17 protein-coding genes are annotated in these 24,297 nt (G+C 47.6%); 13 read left to right on the plus strand and 4 right to left on the minus strand.

The features are described 5' to 3' along the window. Positions 1–77: 77 nt before the first annotated feature. The 3 genes from DW835_RS05070 (at position 78) to DW835_RS05085 (ending at position 3,932) form a co-directional block, all read left to right on the plus strand. The gene (locus DW835_RS05070) at positions 78–671 is read left to right on the plus strand and encodes a hypothetical protein (protein ID WP_118669192.1); all 594 of its coding nucleotides are present in this window, start codon (positions 78–80) and stop codon (positions 669–671) included. A gap of 526 nt (positions 672–1,197) precedes the next feature. Further along, positions 1,198–2,190 (plus strand): Fic family protein, encoded by a 993-nt coding sequence (locus tag DW835_RS05080; protein WP_118669190.1) that lies wholly within the window; start codon positions 1,198–1,200, stop codon positions 2,188–2,190. A 191-nt stretch (positions 2,191–2,381) separates the two neighbouring features. Then, positions 2,382–3,932, plus strand: coding sequence for a hypothetical protein (locus DW835_RS05085; protein ID WP_118669189.1), 1,551 nt, complete (start codon positions 2,382–2,384; stop codon positions 3,930–3,932). Positions 3,933–3,937: 5 nt separating this feature from the next. Here DW835_RS05085 and DW835_RS05090 read toward each other — a convergent pair whose 3' ends face one another. Then, on the minus strand, positions 3,938–6,565 hold the full coding sequence (locus DW835_RS05090; protein ID WP_118669188.1) for a cation-translocating P-type ATPase: 2,628 nt from the start codon (positions 6,563–6,565) through the stop codon (positions 3,938–3,940). Positions 6,566–6,918: 353 nt separating this feature from the next. On the opposite strand from DW835_RS05090, the gene DW835_RS05095 reads away from it, so the two are divergent. Continuing rightward, entirely contained in the window at positions 6,919–7,545 is a 627-nt protein-coding gene (locus DW835_RS05095) for a lactate utilization protein (RefSeq protein ID WP_022155029.1), read from the plus strand. Positions 7,546–7,565: 20 nt separating this feature from the next. Continuing rightward, entirely contained in the window at positions 7,566–8,105 is a 540-nt protein-coding gene (locus DW835_RS05100; RefSeq protein WP_118669187.1) for a prolyl-tRNA synthetase associated domain-containing protein, read from the plus strand. 95 nt (positions 8,106–8,200) lie between these two features. Here the strand turns inward: DW835_RS05100 and DW835_RS05105 are convergent, their stop codons facing one another. Further along, positions 8,201–9,277: a glycoside hydrolase family 88 protein gene (locus tag DW835_RS05105; RefSeq protein WP_118669186.1), complete on the minus strand. Its 1,077-nt coding sequence runs from the start codon at positions 9,275–9,277 to the stop codon at positions 8,201–8,203. A 151-nt stretch (positions 9,278–9,428) separates the two neighbouring features. Between DW835_RS05105 and DW835_RS05110 the strand changes: the two genes are divergently transcribed. The 8 genes from DW835_RS05110 to DW835_RS05145 all read left to right on the plus strand — a co-directional run bounded on the left by DW835_RS05110 (position 9,429) and on the right by DW835_RS05145 (position 21,052). Further along, positions 9,429–10,271 (plus strand): AraC family transcriptional regulator, encoded by an 843-nt coding sequence (locus tag DW835_RS05110; protein ID WP_118669185.1) that lies wholly within the window; start codon positions 9,429–9,431, stop codon positions 10,269–10,271. 288 nt (positions 10,272–10,559) lie between these two features. Further along, on the plus strand, positions 10,560–11,786 hold the full coding sequence (locus tag DW835_RS05115; protein ID WP_243037055.1) for a GHKL domain-containing protein: 1,227 nt from the start codon (positions 10,560–10,562) through the stop codon (positions 11,784–11,786). Between the two features lie 134 nt (positions 11,787–11,920). Further along, positions 11,921–14,734: a glycoside hydrolase family 3 protein gene (locus DW835_RS05120; protein ID WP_118730790.1), complete on the plus strand. Its 2,814-nt coding sequence runs from the start codon at positions 11,921–11,923 to the stop codon at positions 14,732–14,734. Positions 14,735–14,935: 201 nt separating this feature from the next. Then, positions 14,936–16,294, plus strand: a complete 1,359-nt coding sequence (locus DW835_RS05125; RefSeq protein ID WP_330672237.1) for an SLC13 family permease — start codon at positions 14,936–14,938, stop codon at positions 16,292–16,294. 67 nt (positions 16,295–16,361) lie between these two features. Further along, positions 16,362–16,961 (plus strand): cytidylate kinase-like family protein, encoded by a 600-nt coding sequence (locus DW835_RS05130; protein WP_117465386.1) that lies wholly within the window; start codon positions 16,362–16,364, stop codon positions 16,959–16,961. Positions 16,962–17,195: 234 nt separating this feature from the next. After that, the gene (locus DW835_RS05135; RefSeq protein WP_118503053.1) at positions 17,196–18,749 is read left to right on the plus strand and encodes an LCP family protein; all 1,554 of its coding nucleotides are present in this window, start codon (positions 17,196–17,198) and stop codon (positions 18,747–18,749) included. A gap of 15 nt (positions 18,750–18,764) precedes the next feature. Continuing rightward, positions 18,765–20,126 (plus strand): CapA family protein, encoded by a 1,362-nt coding sequence (locus DW835_RS05140; protein ID WP_118503051.1) that lies wholly within the window; start codon positions 18,765–18,767, stop codon positions 20,124–20,126. Positions 20,127–20,164: 38 nt separating this feature from the next. Next, positions 20,165–21,052, plus strand: coding sequence for an AraC family transcriptional regulator (locus DW835_RS05145; RefSeq protein ID WP_022313554.1), 888 nt, complete (start codon positions 20,165–20,167; stop codon positions 21,050–21,052). 59 nt (positions 21,053–21,111) lie between these two features. On the opposite strand, the gene DW835_RS05150 is transcribed toward DW835_RS05145, so the two are convergent. Together DW835_RS05150 and DW835_RS05155 are read right to left on the minus strand one after the other, a co-directional pair. Continuing rightward, positions 21,112–23,208, minus strand: a complete 2,097-nt coding sequence (locus DW835_RS05150) for a methyl-accepting chemotaxis protein (protein ID WP_118730791.1) — start codon at positions 23,206–23,208, stop codon at positions 21,112–21,114. Continuing rightward, on the minus strand, positions 23,205–24,125 hold the full coding sequence (locus DW835_RS05155) for an alpha/beta hydrolase (protein ID WP_118730792.1): 921 nt from the start codon (positions 24,123–24,125) through the stop codon (positions 23,205–23,207). Before DW835_RS05155 ends, DW835_RS05150 begins: the two co-directional genes overlap by 4 nt. Positions 24,126–24,297 lie beyond the last annotated feature (172 nt).

Raw genomic sequence — 24,297 nt, forward strand, 5'->3', positions numbered from 1 at the left:
CATCATGATATAATTATTTTGTTTCAGAATGACTCGTATTTACCATATTACAGAAAGTATACCAGAGGGAAATATACATGGGATGGCATGACGCTGCGTTTCAGTCGAAAAACTACGACACCGAAACATATAAGAAAGTACAGAATAATAGTTATAAGATTGCAAGAAGATCAATTATATTGCTGCAGGTTGGTGTTGGGTTTCTCATTCCGTTTGCATTAACGATTGTTATGGGATTTATATATACAATAGCAACATTTCAGATATTGGATCCAACAGAATATCTATCAGAATGGCTCTATTCAATGGGAATTACATTTGTGTTATGTTTCGTTCCACTATTCTGGGGTGCCATTGCATATGCGAGACTACAGATTGTATGCCAGCATTTAGGATTCTGGTTAAAGGGAGCCAAAGAGTTATCAGATCGCGGAAGATCTGTGAATCTTGGACGAAGTGTCGCACATGCCGTAGGCGCGGAAACAGCAGAAGCAGCATACGCTGCGGAAACGGCAGGTCTGGCAATGGAAAGTGTTAATATCTGTAACCAATATTTGAGAGACAATGGACAGAAACCGATAAGAATAAACATCTTCAAAATAACAGTATTTGTTGCGAGCATTGTAATCATTGCAGTATATGTAACGGCAATCGTAAGTGCTTACAGATAAGTGTTTCGTAATGATAAAGAAGGAACCTGAAAAATCATATCTTTCAGGTTCTTTTCTTGCGCATCCATAAATGCATTCGCCAATTCATCGATTTTTTCGTCTGAAAGTTCAGTGTTATCTGAAAGCATTGTTCTGAACATTTGGAGCAGCATTTGAAAAGCCTGTATCCATGTGATATCAGACATTTCGTCAGAAAAGTATAAAAAAAGCTCCCCAAGTGACCGGTTATCATTGGATTCCTAGCTTTCCTGCAGTTTACAGTGCCCAACGGTCTCAATTTTGTTTTAGAACGGCCGCTTTCCAAAGCCAACGGCCGCCCATTTTTAGTTAAAAGATCACCACTTATCGTGTGTTGATCTTGATAGTATAGTGCTTTGTGGCTCTCTTCATAATGGAATTAGCAGATTTATATTATTAGATCACCTAATATAATCTTGAGCTACACACAAAAAATAAAAAGATTGCTAATGATATCCAAAACGAGTAAGATAGTAAGCAAGATAATAAGCAAGATGGAGTGACATAAATGGGAAAATATGAACCGCCATATACGATCTCAAATAAAATGTTGGAGCTTGTTTCTTCTATATCTGAAAAAGTAGGTAAAATAAGCAGTCACGGAGAATTAGAGGCAAGGCCGCATTTAAGGAAAAACAACCGGATCCGATCCATTCATTCTTCCTTAAAAATAGAAGCAAATTCCTTGTCTCTGGCTGAAGTGAGAGATGTCATCAATGGTCATCTTGTATTGGGAGATCAAAAGGAAATACAAGAGGTGAAAAATGCATATGCTGCATATGAAAAAATCTCGGAAATAAATCCCAAAAGCATGTCAGATCTGAAAAAAATCCATGGAATAATGACCTATAGAACAGTAGAGGAATCCGGCGTATTCAGAAAAGGGGAAGAGGGTGTCTTTTCCGGAGATCAGTGTATTTTTGTGGCACCGCCGCCAAATATGGTAAATGAACTGATGAAGGATTTATTTTCATGGGTTAAAAACAGTGAAGGGACAATACATCCGCTTATTGTGTCAGCTGTTTTTCATTACGAATTTGTGTTTATACATCCTTTTGCAGACGGAAATGGAAGAATGGCCAGATTATGGCATACGGTAATGCTATACCGTTGGAGAAATGTGTTTGAATATATTCCGTTGGAAAGCCAGATTGAAAGATTCCAGGCAGAATATTATGATGCAATAGCAAAATGCCATGTGAATGGAAATTCAGATGTTTTTATAGAATTTATGTTAAGTATGATAGATCAGGTATTAGATGAAGTTATCATACAGGTAAATAAGACAAATGAAAATATGTCAGAATATGTAAAACGGATGTTGGAAGTAATGGAGTACGACGTTCCCTATACCGCTAATGCGATCATGGAGGCACTGCATTTGAAATCCAAGGAAACATTTCGAAAAAATTATATCAAGCCTGCCATAGAGTTGGGACTAATAAAAATGACATTGCCGGAAAAGCCAAATAGTAAAAATCAGAGATATGTAAAACAATAATTCTTGACCTAAAGCTGGCTTTAGGTGTTACAATGTCTTCAGAGTGACTTTCAGCATTTTAAAAAGAAAAGGTGCCGATACCGAAAAGCATGGTGTCGGCACTTTTTGGGCTTTTTTTGGCTTTACTTTGCCAGATTCGTTAGATATGATAAAGATAGAAAATGCATTTACCGGCTATAGGGGGAGGGCGTATGTACAAAAGAAAGCTTCACAAAGAAATAAGCAGCGGATTATTGGTATTGATCGTGGCATTTTCTCTGACAGGCTGCGGCAGCAGTAGGGACGCTTTGGAAATCTCTGATACCGAATCTGCTCAGGCAGAGGAAGTCGGTCAGGAAACTGCTACAGCCACCTCACAGACAATCCCGGAGACGACAACGGAACCTGAGCCGGAGAAACTTACCTGCCAGACCGGACTATATCAGGAGAAAACCCGGGCAGATCAAGTCTCGGTGGATGCTGCCCGGGAGCTGCCGGAAGGAGAGTATGGTGTGCTGTCATACTCTTATGATGAGACAGTCAGTGTTTGGGGCAACGGTGCAGAAGACTGTCTGGTGATCCACGACGGAGACGAGGAATATCGGGTGGAGATCCCCTGGCGAAACATGTATTCGGCACCACCTGCGATAGAAGCCGCAGATTATGATGGGGATGGCGACAAGGAGTACTACATTTCTACCATACAGGGGACAGGAACCGGTATTTATGTGGAAGGACTGTATTATGTAGATGTACAGAAAGGAACCCCGAAGGTCTCCGAATATACAAATGTGGTTGAAGATTTTGACAGACGGATCCTTGCGGCGGATACGCTGGATGAACAGTTCCATACACTTCATGTGGATTTTCTGGATAAAAACGGAAAGATAGATGCTCAGAAGAGTATTGATCTGGATCAGACCCGTCTGTTGCAGAAACTGGAAGGATACACTTATAAAAGCATCGGTGTGGGAGCGCAGATCCGGTATGATTTTCGTGGAGGACAGCCCTTTGCAAATGTAGGGGTTGGCATAAATATGAACGAGATGGCGGACCTGGTTTATGAGACTGGCTTTAATATAACGGCACCGGTATCCATGCAAAAAGATGGTAATTTTTCTCTGGGAGATTTTTCGGTACAAAAAACATATTCTCGTTATTTGGAAGAGGAGAATATCGACAAAGAAGAACCGGATATGACAGAAGTCTATACCGGATATTATGATCTGACCCATAACGGTTACAAGGAAAAGATTGTAACGAAGGTTCATTTGGAGGAAGAAAACGAAAATCTCACAGAAGCATTGCGGAAGGCCGGAAACTGGGGAACGGTAGCGGTCTACGAATATCTGGGAGACGGACAATATGGAATCATTCCTCTGTGGTCGCAGGAATTCGCCATTGCCCATGCGGGGAACGTACAGATATTCCTTACAGAAAAAGACGGCTACGATTATCTTGTGGTGACAAGCTTTTGGGCGGGGCAGGGCATCTGCTATTATGACTATAATGTATTGTCTCCCGTGGACTATTCTTTTGACAGATATCATAACGAGCTGAAAGGCGCAGAGCATTACGATCCGCGGTTTTTCACAGGGCTGGAAAGCTGGCTGAAGGAGGATTCCCTCCTGCTTGTGGCAACAGATATTGATATGCCGCAGGGGCAGGAGGTCATTCTGACGACCGACGAAGAGACACATTATGCAGAAGAATATCTGAAGGTAAAAAAGGAAAGATTGCAGTCTGTGGAAGATATTGATTAAATCAATTATTTATATCTGATGATTTTCATTATCTGTATCAGCACGGTCGGCATGAGGGCGAGCCCCACGATCTGACCGAGTGCTGTCATAGGCAGATCGGCTATGCTGAATACACTGTGCAGTCCCGGAATGAAGATTACCAGTGCCAGTAAAGAGACTCCTGCGATGAAAGCATAGAGGCTGTAGCGGTTCGAGGTCAGTCCCAGCCAGAAGATGGATTCGCTGCCACGACAGTTAAAACCATGGAACAATCTGGCCAGTGTCAGTGTGGCAAAAGCCATAGTGGAGGCCATAGCCGAACTGACGGTCAGTCCGATGTGATAAGCTGTCATGGAGGCTGCTGCGATCAGCAGACCCTGTGTTATCATCGTAATCATAAAGCCTCTGGTGAGGATTCCTTCCCGTGGATTCCTGGGCTTTTCCTTCAGAAGGTCGTCATCTGCCGGTTCCATGCCGATTGCCAGGGCCGGAAGAGAATCGGTCAGCAGGTTGATGAACAGCAGATGTACAGGTGTAAAAGGTACAGGAAGTCCCATCAGGGATGTGTATAATACGGCTAAGATACCGGCGGTATTGCCGGACAGCAGGAACAAAATGGCATTTTTGATATTTCTGTATACATTACGCCCGTTTGCCACTGCCTTGATGATCGTTGCGAAATTATCATCTGACAGAATCATGTCTGCGGCATCCTTGGATACCTCGGTTCCGGTAATTCCCATAGCGACACCGATGTCTGCCTTTTTCAATGCAGGAGCATCATTCACACCGTCTCCTGTCATAGAGACAATATTACCTCTGCGCTGCCATGCCTCGACAATCCGGATTTTGTTCTCGGGAGATACTCTGGCATAGACGGAGATTTGTGCGATCTGTTCCTCCAGTTCGCTGTCGCTCATGGCATCCAGCTCCGCACCTGTCAGTGCAAGGTCTCCTTCTTCGTATATTCCGATCCGGCGGGCAATTGCCACTGCTGTTACCTTATGATCACCGGTGATCATGACCGGACGGATGCCGGCTCTCTTGGAAGCTGCAACGGCAGCCGCAGATTCCTCTCTGGGAGGATCTACCATAGAGATCAGACCCAGGAAGGTATAGCCATACTCCGCATGGATGTCGAGATTTTCCTCCGATTCCTTGTAAGCAAAAGACAATACACGCAGGCCATTTTCTGAAAAAAGCTGATTCTGCATACGGATCTTGTCTTTTTCAGCTTCCGTCATAGGACGGATACCGTCGCTGCAGCGCACATAGTCACAGCGGTCTAAGAGAACATCCACAGCACCTTTGGTGAGGATCGTGGGTACACCATGCAGCATATATTTCGTACTCATCAGCTTTCTGTCGGAATCAAAAGGCACTTCCTCAAGGCGTTGCATGTTCTGCCTGAGGATATCTTCATGCATATTTGCTTCTTTCAAAATAGAAGATGTATCCGCTTCAATCCTTCGGAACATTTCTAAAAGCGCGTATTCTGTAGGGTCACCGATGCCCTTGTCATCGACGATGCTCGAATCATTGTTGAGGACAGCGTCGTAGAGCAGATAACGATGAGTCTGATTCAAAAGGTCAAGCTGGTCCGGCTCGTATAACCGGTCTTCTATATAAATCTGCTGCACCGTCATTTTATTCTGTGTCAGTGTTCCGGTCTTATCAGAGCAGATAACAGAGACACAGCCCAGACTTTCCACAGCCTTAAGATTCTTGATAATTGCATTTTCCTTTGCCATTTTCTGTGTACCAAAGGCTTGCACTATGGTCACAATGGAGCTCAGTGCCTCAGGGATTGCAGCAACAGCCAGTGCCACAGCAAACATCATGGAGTCCAACAGTGTCATACGGCGATAGATACACAGGCAGAATACGACAGCACATATGATCAGGATCAGTATGGCAAGTCTGCTGCTGAACTTGTCCAAGCTCTCCTGCAGCGGTGTCTTGCGCTCTTTGGCTGCATTCATCAGCCCTGCAATCTTACCCAGCTCCGTCTCCATGCCGGTAGCGGTCACCAGCATTTCAGCGCGTCCGTAGGTGACCAGACTTCCGGAATAGACCATATTTGCCCGGTCAGCAAGTGCCACATCACCCTCTATAATGGCATCTGTTTTCTCTACATTGGCAGACTCGCCTGTCAGAGAGCTTTCATTGACCTGCAGCGAATAGCTGTGCAGGATACGGCCATCAGCCACGATCATGTCTCCCGCTTCCAATATGACAATGTCACCCGGCACAATATCCTTCGATGGAATTTCCCGTTTCACACCGTCTCGAATGACTTTTGCACCGGGCGAAGATAACTGCCTGAGACTATCCAGAGAACGCTGGGCCTTTACATGCTGCAGGGTTCCCAGGATGGCGTTGATCACCAGTACCAGCAGGATTACAATGGTACTCTCCGTATTGCCGGAAAACATGGAGATCGCAGCTGCAATGATCAGGATTACTACCAGCAGATCAGCAAACTGACTGATAAATACTTCCGGTATACTTTTGCGCCTGCTCTCTTGCAGGATATTTTCACCCTTTTCCAGGCGAAGCTCCTCCGCGCGGGCAGTAGTAAGCCCCTGTTCTGTCACCTGATATTTTTCCATGAGTTCTTTTACAGAAATATTCCAGATGTTTTTTTGTGTCATATACAAATCCTCCTTCTTAAATAATGTACCCGGATCCTTTGTTTATCACGCAAAAAAAGACTTTTAATGCATGATAAACATACAATAAAAGTCTCGTTCCATTTCTGTAGAAGTGTACTGCCCGGTTAGCGACTGCCTGTGGCTTCACTAACGTGATGACGACCAACACAACACCGGTTACCCGATGTGAACTACTCCCTAATATTGGAAATATCCTAGCATATGCGAAAAGTATTGTCAAATATAAAATGGTTGCTATACACAGAATTATTTTTTTGATAAAATAGGGTCAAAAAGAGTCTGGTTTTCAGGAATAAAATTTGCAGATTACGGAAAGGCAGGAAGGTTAAGAGATGAACGAAATGATCAGAAAAAGAAATGAACAGCTGGCCAAAACAGTGATCAAGGGATTACAGTCCCGTAACATGTCAGGTTATTATGCAGAGGATAAAGAAGCTGCACTAAAACAGGCACTGGAGCTGATCCCGGAGGGAAGCACTATCGCCATGGGAGGATGCATGAGCGCCGGAGAGATCGGACTGATCTCTGCTCTGGAAGCAGGCAATTACCACTATATCGACCGCTCTAAGATGGATGCCAGAGCCGGACTTATGGCAGCTTACGATGCGGATATCTTCCTCTCCAGTGCCAATGCCATCACCAGCGACGGTGTCATGGTCAATATCGACGGCAATTCCAACCGTGTCTCCTGCATAGCCCAGGGGCCGAGGAAAGTAATCTTTATCGTCGGCATGAACAAGGTCTGCGCAGACTTAGACAGCGCCATGAAGCGTGCGAGAAACGTGGCTGCACCTATCAACGCCCAGAGATTCGACATCAAGACTCCCTGCAAAGAAACCGGAAAATGCTTCGATTGTAAGTCTCCGGATACCATCTGCTGCCAGTTCCTGATCACGAGATATTCCAGACATACGGACCGGATCCATGTGATCCTCGTAAACGACACCATCGGTTACTAGACAACAAAGGGGAAAAGACAATGACATTAGTATTGCAAAAAGGAAGACCTGCCGATACCACCGGCAGACTGGACAAAGAGATACGCACCTATGACCTGCTGGATGGCTTAGGCGTGGAATATGACCGCGTGGATCACGCGCCCGCGATGACCATGGAGGATTGCAAGGAAGTCGATGAAATCTTACAGTCCATGGTCTGCAAGAATCTGTTCCTGTGCAACCGTCAGGAGACCGCATTCTATCTGCTGATGATCCCGGATACCAAGGTGTTCCATACCAAGGATCTGTCGGCGCAGATCGGCTCGGCGAGGCTTTCTTTTGCCAAGCCGGAATACATGGAGAAATTCCTGGATATCACCCCCGGCTCTGTCAGTGTACTCGGTCTGATGAACGATAAGGAACATCAGGTGAAGCTGCTGATCGATGAGGAGGTGCTGGACAGCGAATATTTCGGATGCCATCCCTGCATCAATACCTCCAGCCTCCGCATGCGGACGGCGGATCTGATCGAAAAGGTGCTTCCCGCCATGGGACATGATTTTGTAAAAGTAAAGCTGTAAAAAGTAATAATATAAGCAGATCTGCCCGCCGCCGGAATCCCGGCAGCGAGGATCTGTAAGCCTGGTTTTGCATGGCTCTGAATAGTTACAAGATATTAAAATACCTGTTCGCACTCTTCACACATCAGCAGGAAGGCGCCGACCCCGTGCAGATCGTTGGCGGATACGGGGCGGTGAATGTAGTGCTCATAGTCACCGACACCGGTTCCGATGCAGACATTACCGATAATGAGGTCATCGCCTTCCCAGGTCAGGGAGCGGATCACACCCTCATAACCCTTGTGGGCATATTCCAGATAAGATGCATCTAGCAGACCTTTGCGGATCGCTTTGCACAGAGCCGCTACATACAGGCAGCTGCAGGAATTCTCCAGCCAGTTGGCAGGATCATCGCCCCGGTTGACTACCTGATACCATCTGCCATCCTCAGACTGGAATGCAAGCAGAGATTTTAACAGATCTACCGCCATTTTTTCCGATTTTGCTCTGTCCGGATGATCGGCGGGAATGAAATCCAGTTCGTCCAGGAGGGCTACAGGCACCCATCCCATGGCTCTGCCCCAGAATTCGGGGGAGCAGCCGGTCTCTTTGTCAGCCCATTCTACTTTCCTGTCATAAGACCATGCATGATACAGCAGACCGGTCTTGGGGTCACGGGTATGTTTCTGCATGGTCAGAGCCTGGAAGATAACCTCATCAAAATATTCGGGGTGATGGAATTCTGCGCCATACTGCGCGCGCAGCGGACCTTCCATGTACAGACCGTCCAGCCACATTTCTTCCGGCAGATCAGCCTTGTGGAAATAGCCGCCCTCGGGAGTGGTGGGATAACAATCAATGGCAGCCATCAGAGAGTCCAGGGCTTTCTTATATCTGGCATCACCGGTACAATGATAGAGGGGATATAACAGAATACCCGGCTGCATATCGTCGAACTGCCCCATATCAGCCTGTTTGATCACACCGTCTTCGGTGATGACGGCATCCACCCAGGATTTGATGTAATCAAAATATTTTTCCTCTTTGCAAAGTTCATAGCTTTTGTACATTCCGGACAGGAATACTCCCTGATGATAATGGAATCTTCCTTCGGGCGGAAGCTTGGGGGCTTCCCATTTGCGCATCATGGTATCCATGGATGCTTTTGCATAGTCTAAAGGTCTTTTCTCCATAAGTTATCTCCTTCCAATATACTTCACATGGCACAAGATTTATTATATAATCCCATTATAATCTTTTATTTTTAAGATTGTTTAACATATCTTGCGGTAATAAAAAGCAATCGAATGAATCTTGCCGGAATGATTCCGGGAAAGGAAAACTATGCTTCGTACGATTTTTGACCCTTATTCCGATCTGTTTCTGGAATACATAGAGACAACCAAAAAAAATGATATGCAGACCAATCATTATCACGATACTTACGAACTTTTTTTTGTGGTGAAGGGGATACGATACATCTTCCTGGATGGTGTCTGTCATGTGCTGAATCCGGGAGACATCATCCTGATCAAACCCTACCAGACGCATTATATGCAGAGTCTGTCCTCGGATTTCTATGCCCGGTATGTCTTGAATTTTGCACCGGATTATCTGGATGGAATGTTGAAACCTGTGGAGAAGCAGCGGTTCCTGGAGGTTCTGCAGAATGATATTCTGCATCTGACAACGGAACAGTCCGGAGAACTGGTAGAGGTCTTCGAACGGCTGCGGAAATATTATAACCGCCACGATGCTGTGGCCGAGAAATTAAAGCAAAACTATTGTCTGGAACTGCTGCTACTGTGCAGAGACTACTATACGAGGCAGGAGCGGACACAGATGCCGGAGCTCTCCGCAGCTCCCAGACAGGAGATTCTGGATGCCATCGCCTATATCAATGCCCATTATGCGGAAAAAATAGATCTGGAGACCATCGCATCCCAGATCCATTTAAGTAAATACTATTTTTGCCGTATTTTCCGCGAGGTGACCGGAGCCACCGTTCTGGAATACCTTACCAATGTCCGGCTGACCAGAGCCGGAAGACTTCTGGTGGAGTCTTCTCTGGCGATCCAGGAGATCGCGCAGAAGACCGGATTTGCGTCATTGGTGCATTTTTCCAGAACCTACCGCAATGCTTATGGTGTCAGTCCCAGTGATACCAGACGCCGGCGAAAGGCGTAGAAGCTACTGAATCCCACAGGCGAGACATGCTGACATTTGTGACGCAAAAAGTCAAATCATCCACAAATTGATTTCTCGTTGAGAGTCTTATATAATAAAGTCGAGGTCAAAGGCCCCCGGCTTTGATGCCTACGTGCTACGCACTCCCACAATCCTACCCTCTATTCGCATATCGGGGTGGGTCATATAACAGAAATGGTTTATACCGTAAAAAATGTATGGTAAGAATACGAAAGAGAGAAGAAAATGGTACTACAGATATTAACATATACACATCATACAACGACAATGCTGTTTGGAATCTTCCTGTCGGCATTTTTTCTGGGAGTGAAGCAGGATAAGAAAAATATATTGCAATTGTTGTCATTGGCGGTTGTTTCAGGAATTCTATATGTTCTGTGTGTACTTCTCTTTGGAACAGAAACAGTAGATCAGATTTATCCACTGATCGTGCATGCCCCATTGTTATTTGTACTGGTTTTGCATTATAAATTCCGTATTCTTCCTTCCCTGATTTCTATTTTCACGGCATATCTATGTTGTCAGTGCAGTAACTGGATGGGACTGTTTGCTTTGGCTCTGACAGGACAGGAATGGTGCTATTATGTCTGTCGTATTCTGGTGACGGTGGGAGCTTTCATCCTTTTATGCCGGTATGTATGCCAGACCACAGCCATGCTGTTTGCCAAAACGGACCGGGAACTTCTGATCATTGGAAGCCTGCCGATCATTTATTACATTTTTGACTATGCCACGACCAAATTTTCCAGTCTGTTGTATTCCGGCAATAAGGCGGTGCCGGAGTTCCTGGGCTTTGCCATGTGCCTGACGTATCTGCTCTTTTTACTGGTATATTTCCGGGAGTACGAGATGAAGAACAAGGCAGAGCAGTACAATGAACTGATCCAGATGCAGCTGAATTCATTCCAGACAGAAATGACCAATACGAGAAAAAGCGAGAAAAAGATGTCCATTTTGCGGCATGATACGAGGCATCATCTGTCGGTGCTGCGAACACTGATCCAACAGGGAGAAACCGACAAGGCGCTGGAATATCTGAATGAGGTCAGCCAGACTTATGATGATACAGTGATCAAGACCTATTGTAGAAATGAGATGGTGAATTCCGTACTGTCCATCTATAATATGCGGTTTGAGGAGCAGAGGATCCGATGGGAGATACAGGTCAGCATTGGAGAGAAACTTCCCTGCTCTGAAATGATGTTCTGTGCGATCCTGTCAAACGTACTGGAAAATGCCATGCATGCCGTACAGGAACTGCCGGAGGATAAACGATACATAGAATTGTCTCTGTCGGAAAAGGCGGGGCATCTTCTTCTGATGGAGAAAAATACAGTGCGTAGTGTTCCCACATTTGCGGATGGCGTTCCGGTGACAGAACGTTCGGGACACGGGCTGGGAGCCAGAAGCATCGTATATTATGTAGAAAAACTTAGCGGACAATATCAGTTTTTTATGGAGGATGGGGATTTTGTGGTTCGGATCATCTTGTAAAATCAATAAAATGTTTTTGAGGCTCTTTCTGTCAGAGAAAGAGCTTTTCTTGTGGATGTATTGGGAAATTAATGCTATTATTAGGATAAAAGATACAGAAATATAGATATAACAGGAAGGGAGCAGACAGATATATGAAATATACATTGGATTATGAGAAATATGCGGAACTGGCAAGACGTGTGGCGGCGGAGGGAAGCGTACTGCTTCGAAATGAAGACGGTGTGCTGCCTCTGCAAAAAGGGCAGAAAGTGTCGATCTTCGGCAGAACCCAGTTCGAGCATTATAAGAGCGGTACGGGTTCCGGAGGTATGGTCAATGCTCCATATGTGACCAATATTACAGACAGTCTCAAGGAAGACGGCACCGTACAGGTGAATGAGGTACTGGAGGCACAGTACCGGGAATGGCTGAAGGATCATCCTTTTGATATAGGAGAGGGATGGGCCATGGAGCCCTGGAACCAGGAAGAAATGCCCGTCAGCGAAGAACTGGCGAGACAGGCGGCGGAACAGTCGGATCTGGCGATTGTGGTTCTCGGCCGAACCGCAGGAGAAGACAAGGATAATAGTGCTGCGGAAGGCAGTTATCTGCTGACAGCTGCGGAGGAAGAAATTCTTCGTAATGTCTGCAATGCATTTGCCAGGACGATCGTTGTGCTGAATGTGGGTAATATCATGGATATGAAGTGGGTCGACCGGTATCAGCCACAGGCTGTGCTCTATGTATGGCAGGGCGGCCAGGAGGGCGGCAGAGCTACAGTAGATGTCCTGACAGGAAAAGTGAATCCCGGTGGTAAGCTCAGCGATACTATTGCGGAAGATATTGAGGATTATCCTTCCACGGAGAATTTCGGGGATCCGGTGGAGAATTTTTATACCGAGGACATCTATGTAGGTTATCGCTATTTTGAGACCTTTGCCAGAGACAAGGTAAAATATCCCTTTGGCTTTGGACTGTCCTATACCCGGTTCCAGACAGAGAGCATGGGACTGGCAGTGCAGGGTACCGAGGCAACTGTCATTGAGAAAGTGACAAATGTTGGCAGTATGTCCGGCAGAGAGACCATACAGGTCTATGTGGAGGCTCCTCAGGGAAAGCTGGGAAAGCCGCTGCGTCAGCTGGCAGCTTATGCCAAGACGGAAGAACTGAAGCCCGGAGCAAGTGAAGAACTGATCCTGAAAGCAGAACTGACGGAGCTTGCGTCCTATGATGACAGTGGTGTCACTGGACATAAATCCTGCTATGTATTGGAAGCAGGAGACTATATCTTCTATGTCGGTACCGATGTGCGGAGTGCAAGAGAAGTCGGAAGAGTGACATTAGCGGAGCTGCAGGTCGTACAAACCGTTACGGAAGCACTGGCTCCGGTGCAGGCATTTAAACGCTTACGACCGTTCTTCTTCGGAGAAAACAAGCATGCCATCGCCAACTGGGAGGATGTGCCCTTACGGACCATAGATCTGGCGGAACGTATTTTGCGGGAAAGACCCACCCGGAGCGAATACATGGGAGATCAGGGATGGAAGCTGGCAGATGTCTATGACAAAAAGATTACGTTGGAACAGTTCCTGACACAGCTGTCAGACGAAGATCTGATCTGCATGACCAGAGGAGAAGGCATGTGTTCCCCGAAAGTTACCCCCGGAACAGCAGCAGCTTTCGGCGGTGTGACGGATGGACTGCAGCAATTCGGTATTCCGGTGGCCTGCTGTTCCGATGGTCCTTCCGGCATCCGTATGGACTGCGGTACCATGGCCTATGCACTGCCGAACGGTACGTTGCTGGCATGTACCTTTGATCCGGAGTTGGTGGAAGAACTGTATGAGATGGAGGGCATGGAGCTTCGCAAGAACAAGATTGATTCCCTCTTAGGCCCCGGCATCAATATTCACAGAAATCCGTTGAATGGACGTAACTTTGAGTATTTTTCCGAGGATCCGTACCTCACCGGTACCATGGCGGCGGCACAGCTGAAAGGCATGGGAAAATATGGAGTTACCGGAACCATCAAGCATTTTGCATGTAATAATCAGGAATTCAAACGGCATGATGCCAATGCTATTGTATCCGAGAGGGCATTGCGGGAGATCTATCTGAAAGGATTTGAGATCGCCGTAAAACAGGGCGGAGCCTACAGCATCATGTCCACCTATGGCCCGGTGAACGGACTGTGGACCGCAGGCAGCTATGATCTTCTGACAACCATTCTCCGTAAGGAATGGGGCTATCAGGGTATTGTCATGACCGACTGGTGGGCAAAGATCAATGAGGAAGGCGAATCCGGTTCCAAGAGTCAGACGGTACCTATGGTCCGGGCGCAGAATGATATTTACATGGTGACCGCAGACGCAGCATCCAATTCTAATAAGGACAACACTGCGGAAGGACTGGCAGACGGCAGGCTGACCAGAGCGCAGCTTATGCGGAATGCTGCAAACATCTGCTGCTTCCTGTTACGTTCCGTTGCCATGGAGAGGCTGCTTGGCAGAGAGGAAGAGGAGTGTACGGAGCTTCACAGTCCGGTAAGCACCGAAGGAGCCGGAGACAGCGGACAGGTGCTGGCCCGGCTGGAACTGCCGGAGCCGAAGACCGGCGAAGAGATGGAACTTCCGCTGGAGAAGCTGTCCACGAAGAAAGGTACTGGTGCGGTATACCAGCTGCGTTTCACGAAGATCGGACGGTACGAACTGGTATTCCGGATGAGTTCCACGTTGGGCCCGCTGGCGCAGCTGCCTATTTCCGTGTTCCTGAATAATACATTACAGCAGACCGTGACGATTAACGGCACGGAGGGCAAAGTGGTGGAACAGTCCGTCACGCTGGCAATCCGGCAGGACGGTGAGAAGTACATGAAATTGTATTTCGGAGAAAGCGGTATTGATATGCACCGGATGTTCTTGCGGTATGTGGGAAAGAACGATATCGAAAGCTTCCGGAATGAATAAAACAATATAAGCAATAAAAAGGCTCCGAAAGATCGGTATGCAGGCAGGATCTTCCGGAGTTTTTTATGCGTCGCAATTTGTAAAAAACCTTAACGGAATATTTATGCATAGAAACCAAAAGAAGAATTGACTTATGCCGATATTTCGGATAGAATCTACTCTTGTATGTTCTAAAGAAAAATTAGCAAGGAGGCAGGGAAAGTGGTAGCACAAATACTTGCAGTAATCATATTTCTGGCGATGTTTGTACTGATCGTCCTGGAAGTATGGGAGAGACACATTATCACATTGGGCTGCGGTCTGCTGACACTGGTACTGGTATTCGGACTGGGAATGCACAGTATGAGCGCAGTGCTGGAGACTTTGAACTTAGGCAGCTTTTTCACAAGTCATTTCTGGTACACGGCGGGACAGTCCGCAGAGGCTTCCAGTGGTATCAACTGGGAGACCATCGTGTTCGTAGCAGGAATGATGATCATGGTAGAGGGAATGGCCCGGGTGGGATTCTTCCGCTGGCTGTGCATGCGCCTTGCCAAGATGGTCAAGTATAAGGTTGTACCGCTGTTTGTCACCTTTATGGTATTATCCGGTATTCTGGCAATGTTCATTGACAGTATTACCGTAATCCTGTTCCTGGCAGCCGTTACCATTGAATTGTCACAACTGTTGAAATTCAATCCGGTGCCTATGATTCTGGCAGAAGTGTTCTGTGCGAATCTGGGAGGATCCGCTACCATGTGCGGAGATCCCCCCAATATCATCATCGGTACTTCCCTGGGATATTCCTTCACGGATTTCCTGACCAATACCGGTGTGATCGCAGGCGTTTCCCTGGTTGTGGTCGTACTGTATTTCTATCTGGTATTCCACAAGGAACTGCGTGCCAGTGAGGCAGCTGCAGCAGGCAGCAACCAGACCTACCCGGATCCTTCCGAAGCCATTACCGATAAAAAAGGATTTATTATCAGCACTATTATTTTCCTGTGTGCGGTAGTTCTGCTGGTGACCCACGCACAGACTGGACTGACCGTATCCTGCATCGGTGTATTCATCTCCATCGTGACATTGATCGCTGCAGGCAAAGATGCGCTGAAGCTGATCAGACAGATTGATTACAAGACGCTGCTGTTCTTCATCGGACTGTTTATGGTCGTAGGTGGTCTGGAGCAGACAGGTATCCTGAAAGTCATGGCGAACTTCATCGGAGATATCAGTAACGGCAATCTGATGCTGATGATCGCCATTATCCTGTGGATCTCCGCCATCGCCAGCGCATTTGTGGATAATATTCCTTTTGCAGCGACCATGATCCCGATTATCAGCAGTCTGTCTGCTGCCCAGAGCGTGGATCTGTCCATTCTGGCATGGGCATTGGCTATGGGAACCGATATTGGAGGAAGCGCAACTCCCATCGGAGCTTCTGCCAACGTAGTAGGTATCGCCACCGCAGCGAAAGCCGGTCATATGATTAAGTGGGGAAAATATTGCAAAGTTATGGCACCTGCGACTATAATAGTAGTAGGGATCTCTATGCTGATGATCTATGCAAGATATCTGTAAGATGTATTTGCAGAATACGAGTTTAAAAAATTTTGGAAATATATCCAGCCATAAGGAGGGCAGATCCATGAGTGAACAACTGATTATCTCCGTCAGTCGTGAATACGGCAGCGGCGGACATGAGATCGCACAGAAGCTGGCAGAGTATTATAAGCTGCCGATGTACGATCACAACCTGTTAGACGAGGTAGCTGCAAGCATGAACGTAAGCAGCCAGGAGCTGGCAGAGTTCGATGAAACGAGACGTAACAAATTCCTGTACCGCAGTGTAATGGGAATGAACAGCTCTCCGGCAGACAATGTGGCCAGAATGCAGTTCGATTATATTAAGAAAAAGGCGGAAGCAGGGGAATCCTTTGTGATCGTAGGACGCTGTTCCGAGATTGTGCTGAAGGACAATCCGCACCTGATCTCCATCTTCGTATTGGGAGACCGGGAGGCCAAGATCAAACGTGTCATGGAGATCTATGAGCTGGATGCCCGTCATGCGGAAGAGCGTATGATCGAGAAGGACCGTCGCAGAAAGTCTTACCACAATAGTCATTGTAAGGTAAAATGGGGCGATTCCCGTAATTACGATCTGTCTATCAACAGCAGCAAGCTGGGTGTAGAAGAGACGGTGGAATCTCTGAAAAATTACATAGACGCAAGGCTTGCTCATAAATAAAGCAGACATAAGTCAACAAAAATGCAGAGACCATCTGAGGAAAGCATACGAAAGAAAATCGTGTAGCTGCCGCAGATGGTCTTTCTTGTTGGCGTTTCTTAAGAAATACCGGATAACATTTAAACAAATTTTAAGGATTTCTGTCGTGACGAATACAGCAGATTATGGTATTATCCTAGAAGATGAATAGGAATAAAAGAGTGCAAAATCAGGTATGTGGAAGTGAGGTACAGGATGAGCGATAAGGAAAGAGACTCCATTCAGGAGATGGAAGATATACAAAAGGGTCTGGAAGCCTTTTTACAACAGGAGATGCAGGAAATGCAGGCATCCGGGGCGGGAGCCCGCCGCAGTACGGGGCGCCCGGCGGCGAATGCGGGGACACACTCTGCGGAGCGTGAGGCAGCCCGCCCGGCTCCGCAGATGTATGATATGAGGGAAGATGACGAGGAAGAGGAGGAACTGGATGTGATCGGATCCGACAGAAGAGCAGGATCCCGTGAGGACTATGTAGAGGACTGGGATGATCCCACATACCGCAGGAGACAGGCCGCCCGCAGAGAGACGGCACGTAAGACTTCAGAGAGTCGTAACGGTGGCGGCCGTAGCAGTAACGCTGATCACCGCAGACAGGAGACCTCAGGCAGAACCCGCCGCAGCAGACGGGATGACTATGTAGAGGACTATGAGGACGATTATAACGATAGAAAACGCTCCGGAAGAAGATTCGGGAAGCGTGAGGAGATAGACACGAAAGCGGATAAAAGGAACAGAAAAGGAAATAAAAAGGGAGCCGGGAGCGGCAGAAAGAAGAAAAAGTCAGGACTCAAGCGTTTCCTGATCGCAGTGGCGCTGATCCTTGTATTCCTGGCAGCAGGATTGTATGTGCTGGTAGGAAAAGTCTACGGAGAGATGAACTATGAGAAGATCGAGTCGGTAGCGTCCTCTCCCATGAAAGAAGAAGGCGTGACCAATATTCTGCTGATCGGTAACGATTCCCGTGAAAACGGTGAAGACGGCAGATCAGATGCCATGATCCTGCTGTCCATCAGCAACAAGACGAAGAAGATCTACATGACATCCCTGCTCCGTGATATGTATGTGGACATTCCGGGACATAAGGGGAATCGTCTGAATGCGGCATATTCCTATGGCGGCGCAGAACTGCTGATGGAGACTATTGAGCAGAATTTCGATATTCATATCAGCCGCTATGTACTGGTGAACTTTGAAGCATTTGCCAATCTGGTGGATGCAGTGGGCGGTGTGGATCTTGAGCTGACCAGCAAGGAAGTGGAATATGTCAATGGTTATCTGGTGGAATACAACATTCTGCTGGGAAGACCGGAAGGTACCGACTATTTTGAAGATACTTCCGGCGGTATGGTACACCTGAACGGACCGCAGGCACTGGCGTATTGCAGAAACCGTTATATCGGTACGGATTTCGGCAGAACCGAGAGGCAGAGAAAGGTATTGGCAGAGGTGATCCACAAGCTTCCGCAGGGAATGCTGACCAATCCCCAGGAGCTGATCGATGGTCTGATGCCGAATCTGACCACGAATCTGACCCAGACAGAATGCTATCGGCTGAGCCTTATGGCACCTAAGGCCGTGACTTACGATATTATCCAGAACAGCATTCCACTGGAGGGCACCTATAAGGATGCGACCATCCGTAAGATGGCAGTGCTGGAAGTGGATTTCGAAGCCAACAAGAAATTCCTGCAGGAGAATCTGTACGGAGACGGAGACATTACTTCCACATCGGAGGCTTCTGCGGAATGATATTATAATTGACGTATGAGAGTCAATGTGCCAGCAGGATTGACGAACGGCGAATGGGATCATGATAGTTGCGAAGCAACGGTAAGCACCAAAGGTGCGGATCATGCTACGATAATGAGGGAGCAGCTTATGGGGTATCGAAAACAAAGGTTTGCAGCACTGTTCTGTGCAGCGGCAGTCATAATACTTGGTGGATGTGGCGATGACCTGACACAGCAGATCTACATTCCGGGAAGGGAAGATCTGGCGCAGCCTATCGGCGGTTACAATGCAACTACGCAGGCTGGGCAGACGGCAGAAGATTCTGCTACGGGGGCACAGACAGGGACGGCTTCCGGTGGAGAGAACGCAACAACATCGGGATCTTGCCATGACTCCGGTGATTTGACGGGTGAACGTTATACGATCACCATCTCCGCAGCAGGGGATGTAACGTTGGGAAATCATCAGGAACAAGACTACAGTGCCTCCTTCCGTCAGGCCTATGATCAGGCGGAGGACGAAGGTTATTTCTTTGAAAATGTGAGAGACATCTTTGCGGCGGACGATATGACCATCGTGAATCTGGAAGGGCCTCTGACCACATCGGAACAGATGCGGGAGGGACAGACCTACTGCATCAAAGGGGATCCAGCCTATGCTCATCTGCTGACGCTGGGGAGCATTGAGGCCGTCAGCTTCGCCAACAATCACCGCCTGGATTATGGCGAACAGGGAAGCCGGGATACTGTGGTGGCATTAGAGCAGGAAGGGATCATTTATGCTTATGATAAAAATGTGGGTATCTATGAGATCCCGGACAGTGCGGCAGCCCACGGCGGAGAACGGAACCTGAAAATAGGAATCATCTCTGTCAATGAGGTAGAGTGGGGCGCACAGGCGGAAAAGCTGATCCAGAACAATATCGAGACCCTGCGGGAACAGAATGTGGACCTGATCCTGGCCTGTTGTCACTGGGGGATCGAGAAAGATACTTATCCGGAGAATTACCAACAGGTACTTGGCAGAAAATGCATTGACTGGGGTGTGGATCTGGTCATTGGTCATCATCCCCATGTCCTCCAGGGAATCGAAGAATATAAGGGCAGATATATTATCTATAGCCTGGCGAATTTCTGTTTCGGGGCCAACCGGAACCCAGCAGATAAAGACACCATGATCTTCCAGCAGACCTTTACATTCGAAAACGGACAAAAGGTGGAGGACCGGAATGCCAGGATCATTCCCTGCATGGTGAGTTCTGTGTCCACCCGGAATGATTTTAAGCCTACTCCGGCAGCAGGTGAGGATAAGAAGAGAATTTTGCAGCGTATGAATGAATACAGCCGGGATTTCGGTGTCGAATTTGATGAAAACGGCGGGATTCTCGTGAATTAGATGAGAGAGCGGCAACGCAGAAGGGAAACGGTCCGATCATGGAAAAAGCATTTAAACTGGATTTTGTCAATGATAAAACAGGAAGTCTGTATGTGAACTGCTGCGGATGCTCCCAGACGGCACCGCTGCACAGCTTCGGACCGGCCTCCAAGCCACATTACCTGATCCACTATGTCCTGAGTGGCAAGGGACATTTCCGGTTTCACGACAAGGAATACCGGCTGGAGGCGGGTTACGGTTTCCTGATCCAGCCCAATGAACTGGCTTTTTATCAGGCGGATGCGAAGGATCCCTGGAGCTATCTGTGGGTGGGCTTTGCTGGAAGCCGCGCCGAAGAATACTTACACAGCATGGGACTGTCGGACCGGCATCCTATTTTTTCCTGTGATAAATCGGAGGAACTGTATTCCATTGTCCGGGATATGATGGAGCATAATACCTTTGGCATTGCGGATGATCTGCGGCGGAACGGACTGCTGGGAGTATTTCTGTCGGTGATCGCCGACAGCGCCGGTGTGGTGGCAAGGGAGGAAGAGGATAAGGGGAACCAGTATGTGAAAAAAGCGGTCTCCTTTATCCAGAGCAACTACTGTAACCCCATCAAGGTCACGGATGTGGCGGACTATGTGTGTATCAACCGCAGCTATTTATATACGCTGTTCCAGAACTATCTGGGGATGTCTCCCCAGCAGTTCCTTACTACCTTCCGTATTACCAAGGCGAGAGAGCTTCTGGACTCCACGAATTATCCTATCGAGAGTATTGCATTGTCCTGCGGATACAGCGATGCCCTGGTATTTACCAAGGCCTTTCACGCTATGAAGGGAATGTCCCCTTCGAAATACCGCAAGGAAAGCCACAAGGAGAGCACAAAAGAACAGCTCCAGGAGGTCGAGGGTCTGATCGCCCGGCTCCTGAAGCCATAGATGAAACTATAAAACCAAACAAGAAAGGGTGCCGCTGTGCGACACCCTTTTGTATTTGACTATTTCTTGCTTTCCAGATTTTTCTCTACATACTCCAGGATATAGAAGTTATCCTCCGGCATCTGGCAGCCTACGATGAACAGACCGTTATCATCGGAGCAGCGGATGATACGTCCTTCCAGCACATTGTGATCCGGGAGAGCGAAATCATGGATAGTGACAGTGACCGAGGCATTCTTGCTCTGGGTGAAGATATTGTCTGTCGCCAGAAAAGCAAAGCCGTTGGCACTGATATTATCCATGGTGGCCGCATATTCCGTATCAGAATTTTTGAACTTGATGGTGCAGGCATTGTTCAGATCCATACGGGGGTATTTACGGCGGTTATTGATCCTGGGTCTGGTATTAATGATGATTTTGAAGGCATGAGCACCCTTTTCAGGAGCGGGAGAGATGACTGCCTTGTCCCAACAATACAGGATGTTGCCTGCGGTGATCTGTAAGGTACAGGAAGCGGTATCTGTGAGTGCTAGCTCCTTCTGACAGGATACCAGCAGACCCTCCGGAATCTGTTCGATCAGTTCTCCAAGGTATTCCGTATCTCCCTGGCCGGCTACTTTCAGATCGATCTTCATACCTGGCTGAATATCTTCGATACCCATGAAGCCGCCGATACCCAGATCACACATCATGTTCTCCATGACATCCTCGATGGTGTTGATATTGGAAGCGGTTTCTTCGTATTTACTGAGCATACGCTCACTGGTCTGGCTGGAGTGTGCAATACAGCCGGTGATAGTCTCCACGATGTTGGATACCTGTTCCATATTGGATACCAGCTGGGTATTGGAGCTTTCCACCTCTTTAATTGCATTATCAACTACCTGAATATGTCTGCCAAGTTGTGCGGAATCAGATGCGATCTGATTTACATTTTCACCGGTATGTGTTACCTTTTCCAGGGTAACCTGGATCAGCTTCAAGGTCTCTTCAATGGAAGCGGTCATCTTAGCGGAAGTAGCATCCAGACGGGACAGAGCTTCTCTGATCTGTCCGGAGGAAGCGTGGGTTTCAGTACTTAAGGTACGGATCTGATCAGCTACCACTGCGAAGCCCTTGCCTGCTTCACCGGCTCTGGCAGCTTCAATGGAAGCGTTTAAGGCCAGCAGGTTCGTCTGATTTGTAATTTTTTCGATGGTACCGGTCTCCTGCTTCACCATGCCAAATTCCTGCTGGAAATTCTGCAGGACATTTTCCAGCTCCGTAGAAAGCTCTGACATCGTGGTGGCAGTGCTTACCAAACTTTGCAGATCTTTTGCACTGACACTGGAATGGGATTCGGTTTTCCCGACCAGAGATACCATTTCGCTGATGAGTGCCACAACATTTTCCACCTGGGCACGGATGTCGGAAGTCATCTGTGTGGAAGAGGTCGTCCGATCCTGTAGCATATGGTTATTATCCGTCAATTCATTCATACCCAGCATGACCATATCGGAACCGTGCTTGTTCTCAGAAGCCAGTTCTCTGACAACGGTAATGCCGTCCAGAATGGTATTGCTGGATGTCTTGACCTGTTCTACGGTGGTCACCACTCTGTGAAGGTCGGCTTTGATACTGTCGGTCATGGCACCGTCGGACTCGTTCAGATGGCGGATGGACATGACATAACAGATGTAACACAGGATGATACAGGACAGCTGCAGCTGGTAATTCTTCATATCGGAAGCACTGTTAAAGCCCAGCATGTAGCGGTAGACGGCAGCGCCCACAATGATCAGAGAGTTGACGATACCGCAGTTGATCATGAATTTCCGGTTCTTATACAGGACCAGTAAGCTTGTCACCGGAAGGATGTAAGTGAATGCGATGGGTGACGCTGTGGTACAGATTACAAAGGTATAGAAGATGCCGTAACCGATGACCAGATCGTAGCGGTAGAGCTCCGTTGCCCAGCCCTTTACACGTAACAGCACTTCGCCGAAGATCAGAGGCAGCCAGCACAATGCCAGGAAAATAAGGTAAGAAGTGGTGGGGTATAACCCGCCGGACGCATCGGAGCCATAGTTGGCACTCAGTAAAACAGCAAAAACGATCCAGATCTTGCGGGCTTTCCGATTAGCTTTTTCTTTGAAAACATTTTCGTCGTATGTCATGATACACATCCTCCTTTACATTCTTCCCCGGTATGTTCAAAAAAGTGAATCAAATGGTGGATCACTTCCCTGCTTTCCGGAAGCTCTGGGTAAAAAGCGCTGAACGCATGGGTCAGGCGGGGATCCTTCGGGTAGTTGATCAGTTTATGGGGCATCTGATGTCTGCGCAGAGCCTTTTCAAAATTCAGAGTATAGCTCTGAAGATTATCGTTGTCACTGGTGATCAGGAGACTAGGTGGCAGGCTGGTCACGATGTCCGGGTGCTCCGGAGATACATAGGGGGCAAAAGCACTTTTTTTATAATGCCGGCCGTAGAGATATCTGGGGAGGAAAAGTCCGATCTGATCCAGGCGGTTCGTATAGAACATACCGCTGACCAGACCAAGTGCCCGGACTGGCAGGTCAGAAGGGGTTACTCCGGCAGCCTGTGCCAGTGCAGTGCTTCGCTGCATGGCGATTCCATAAGTCAGCAGACAGGCACCGCCGCTGTCGCCGCAGGCATATATGTGGGAAATGTCACCGCCGTATTCCGTCAGATGATCCCGGATAAAATCCAGTGCCAGATGCAGGTCAGCCAGCTGGTCATAGAAGAGACAGTCCGGTATCAGCCGGTACTCAATGCTGAATACCAGATACCCCGCCTCACAAAGGGAGGCACAAAAGGGACGGTTGAATTCCTTGTTCCCTATGAGGAGGCCTCCGCCATGTACGTTGACGATGACCGGGAGAATCTCTCCGTCCCGTCCCCTGGGACGGTAGACATCCAGACGATGTGCCGGAACATGCTTCTCGTCATAGAAAATATCCGATTGTAGGAAAACGTCTTCCGGAAGAGGATATTCTTTGCCCCTGGAAGCGCAGCTTTGCTCGAATGCCGCCCGCTGCTTATAGAACATTTCACATATAAAGCTTTTCATGTGTACTCCTGATTCTGACTGTATATGTTTCAATAAAAGAGAAATATTTGTCGAAAAATAGCAATATGCAGTCTTTAAAAGAATACCACAGAAATGAAAGGATTAAAATAGAAAAATGCAACATTCTATTATGGAATGTTGCATTTTGTCTTGCACTACATATTTCGGCTGA

It is taken from the genome of Clostridium sp. AM34-9AC, from assembly GCF_003480225.1.
GTDB classification, from domain to species: domain Bacteria; phylum Bacillota; class Clostridia; order Lachnospirales; family Lachnospiraceae; genus Acetatifactor; species Acetatifactor acetigignens.

Excerpts from the sequence above, each read along its gene's own strand:
- DW835_RS05085 (WP_118669189.1), top strand. The coding sequence starts at position 2,382 with ATGTACAAAAGAAAGCTTCACAAAGAAATAAGCAGCGGATTATTGGTA.
- DW835_RS05105 (WP_118669186.1), bottom strand. The coding sequence starts at position 9,277 with ATGGAGAAAAGACCTTTAGACTATGCAAAAGCATCCATGGATACCATG.
- DW835_RS05070 (WP_118669192.1), top strand. The coding sequence starts at position 78 with ATGGGATGGCATGACGCTGCGTTTCAGTCGAAAAACTACGACACCGAA.
- DW835_RS05120 (WP_118730790.1), top strand. The coding sequence starts at position 11,921 with ATGAAATATACATTGGATTATGAGAAATATGCGGAACTGGCAAGACGT.
- DW835_RS05155 (WP_118730792.1), bottom strand. The coding sequence starts at position 24,125 with ATGAAAAGCTTTATATGTGAAATGTTCTATAAGCAGCGGGCGGCATTC.
- DW835_RS05090 (WP_118669188.1), bottom strand. The coding sequence starts at position 6,565 with ATGACACAAAAAAACATCTGGAATATTTCTGTAAAAGAACTCATGGAA.
- DW835_RS05100 (WP_118669187.1), top strand. The coding sequence starts at position 7,566 with ATGACATTAGTATTGCAAAAAGGAAGACCTGCCGATACCACCGGCAGA.
- DW835_RS05135 (WP_118503053.1), top strand. The coding sequence starts at position 17,196 with ATGAGCGATAAGGAAAGAGACTCCATTCAGGAGATGGAAGATATACAA.
- DW835_RS05140 (WP_118503051.1), top strand. The coding sequence starts at position 18,765 with ATGAGAGTCAATGTGCCAGCAGGATTGACGAACGGCGAATGGGATCAT.
- DW835_RS05080 (WP_118669190.1), top strand. The coding sequence starts at position 1,198 with ATGGGAAAATATGAACCGCCATATACGATCTCAAATAAAATGTTGGAG.
- DW835_RS05110 (WP_118669185.1), top strand. The coding sequence starts at position 9,429 with ATGCTTCGTACGATTTTTGACCCTTATTCCGATCTGTTTCTGGAATAC.
- DW835_RS05130 (WP_117465386.1), top strand. The coding sequence starts at position 16,362 with ATGAGTGAACAACTGATTATCTCCGTCAGTCGTGAATACGGCAGCGGC.
- DW835_RS05095 (WP_022155029.1), top strand. The coding sequence starts at position 6,919 with ATGAACGAAATGATCAGAAAAAGAAATGAACAGCTGGCCAAAACAGTG.
- DW835_RS05150 (WP_118730791.1), bottom strand. The coding sequence starts at position 23,208 with ATGACATACGACGAAAATGTTTTCAAAGAAAAAGCTAATCGGAAAGCC.
- DW835_RS05115 (WP_243037055.1), top strand. The coding sequence starts at position 10,560 with ATGCTGTTTGGAATCTTCCTGTCGGCATTTTTTCTGGGAGTGAAGCAG.
- DW835_RS05145 (WP_022313554.1), top strand. The coding sequence starts at position 20,165 with ATGGAAAAAGCATTTAAACTGGATTTTGTCAATGATAAAACAGGAAGT.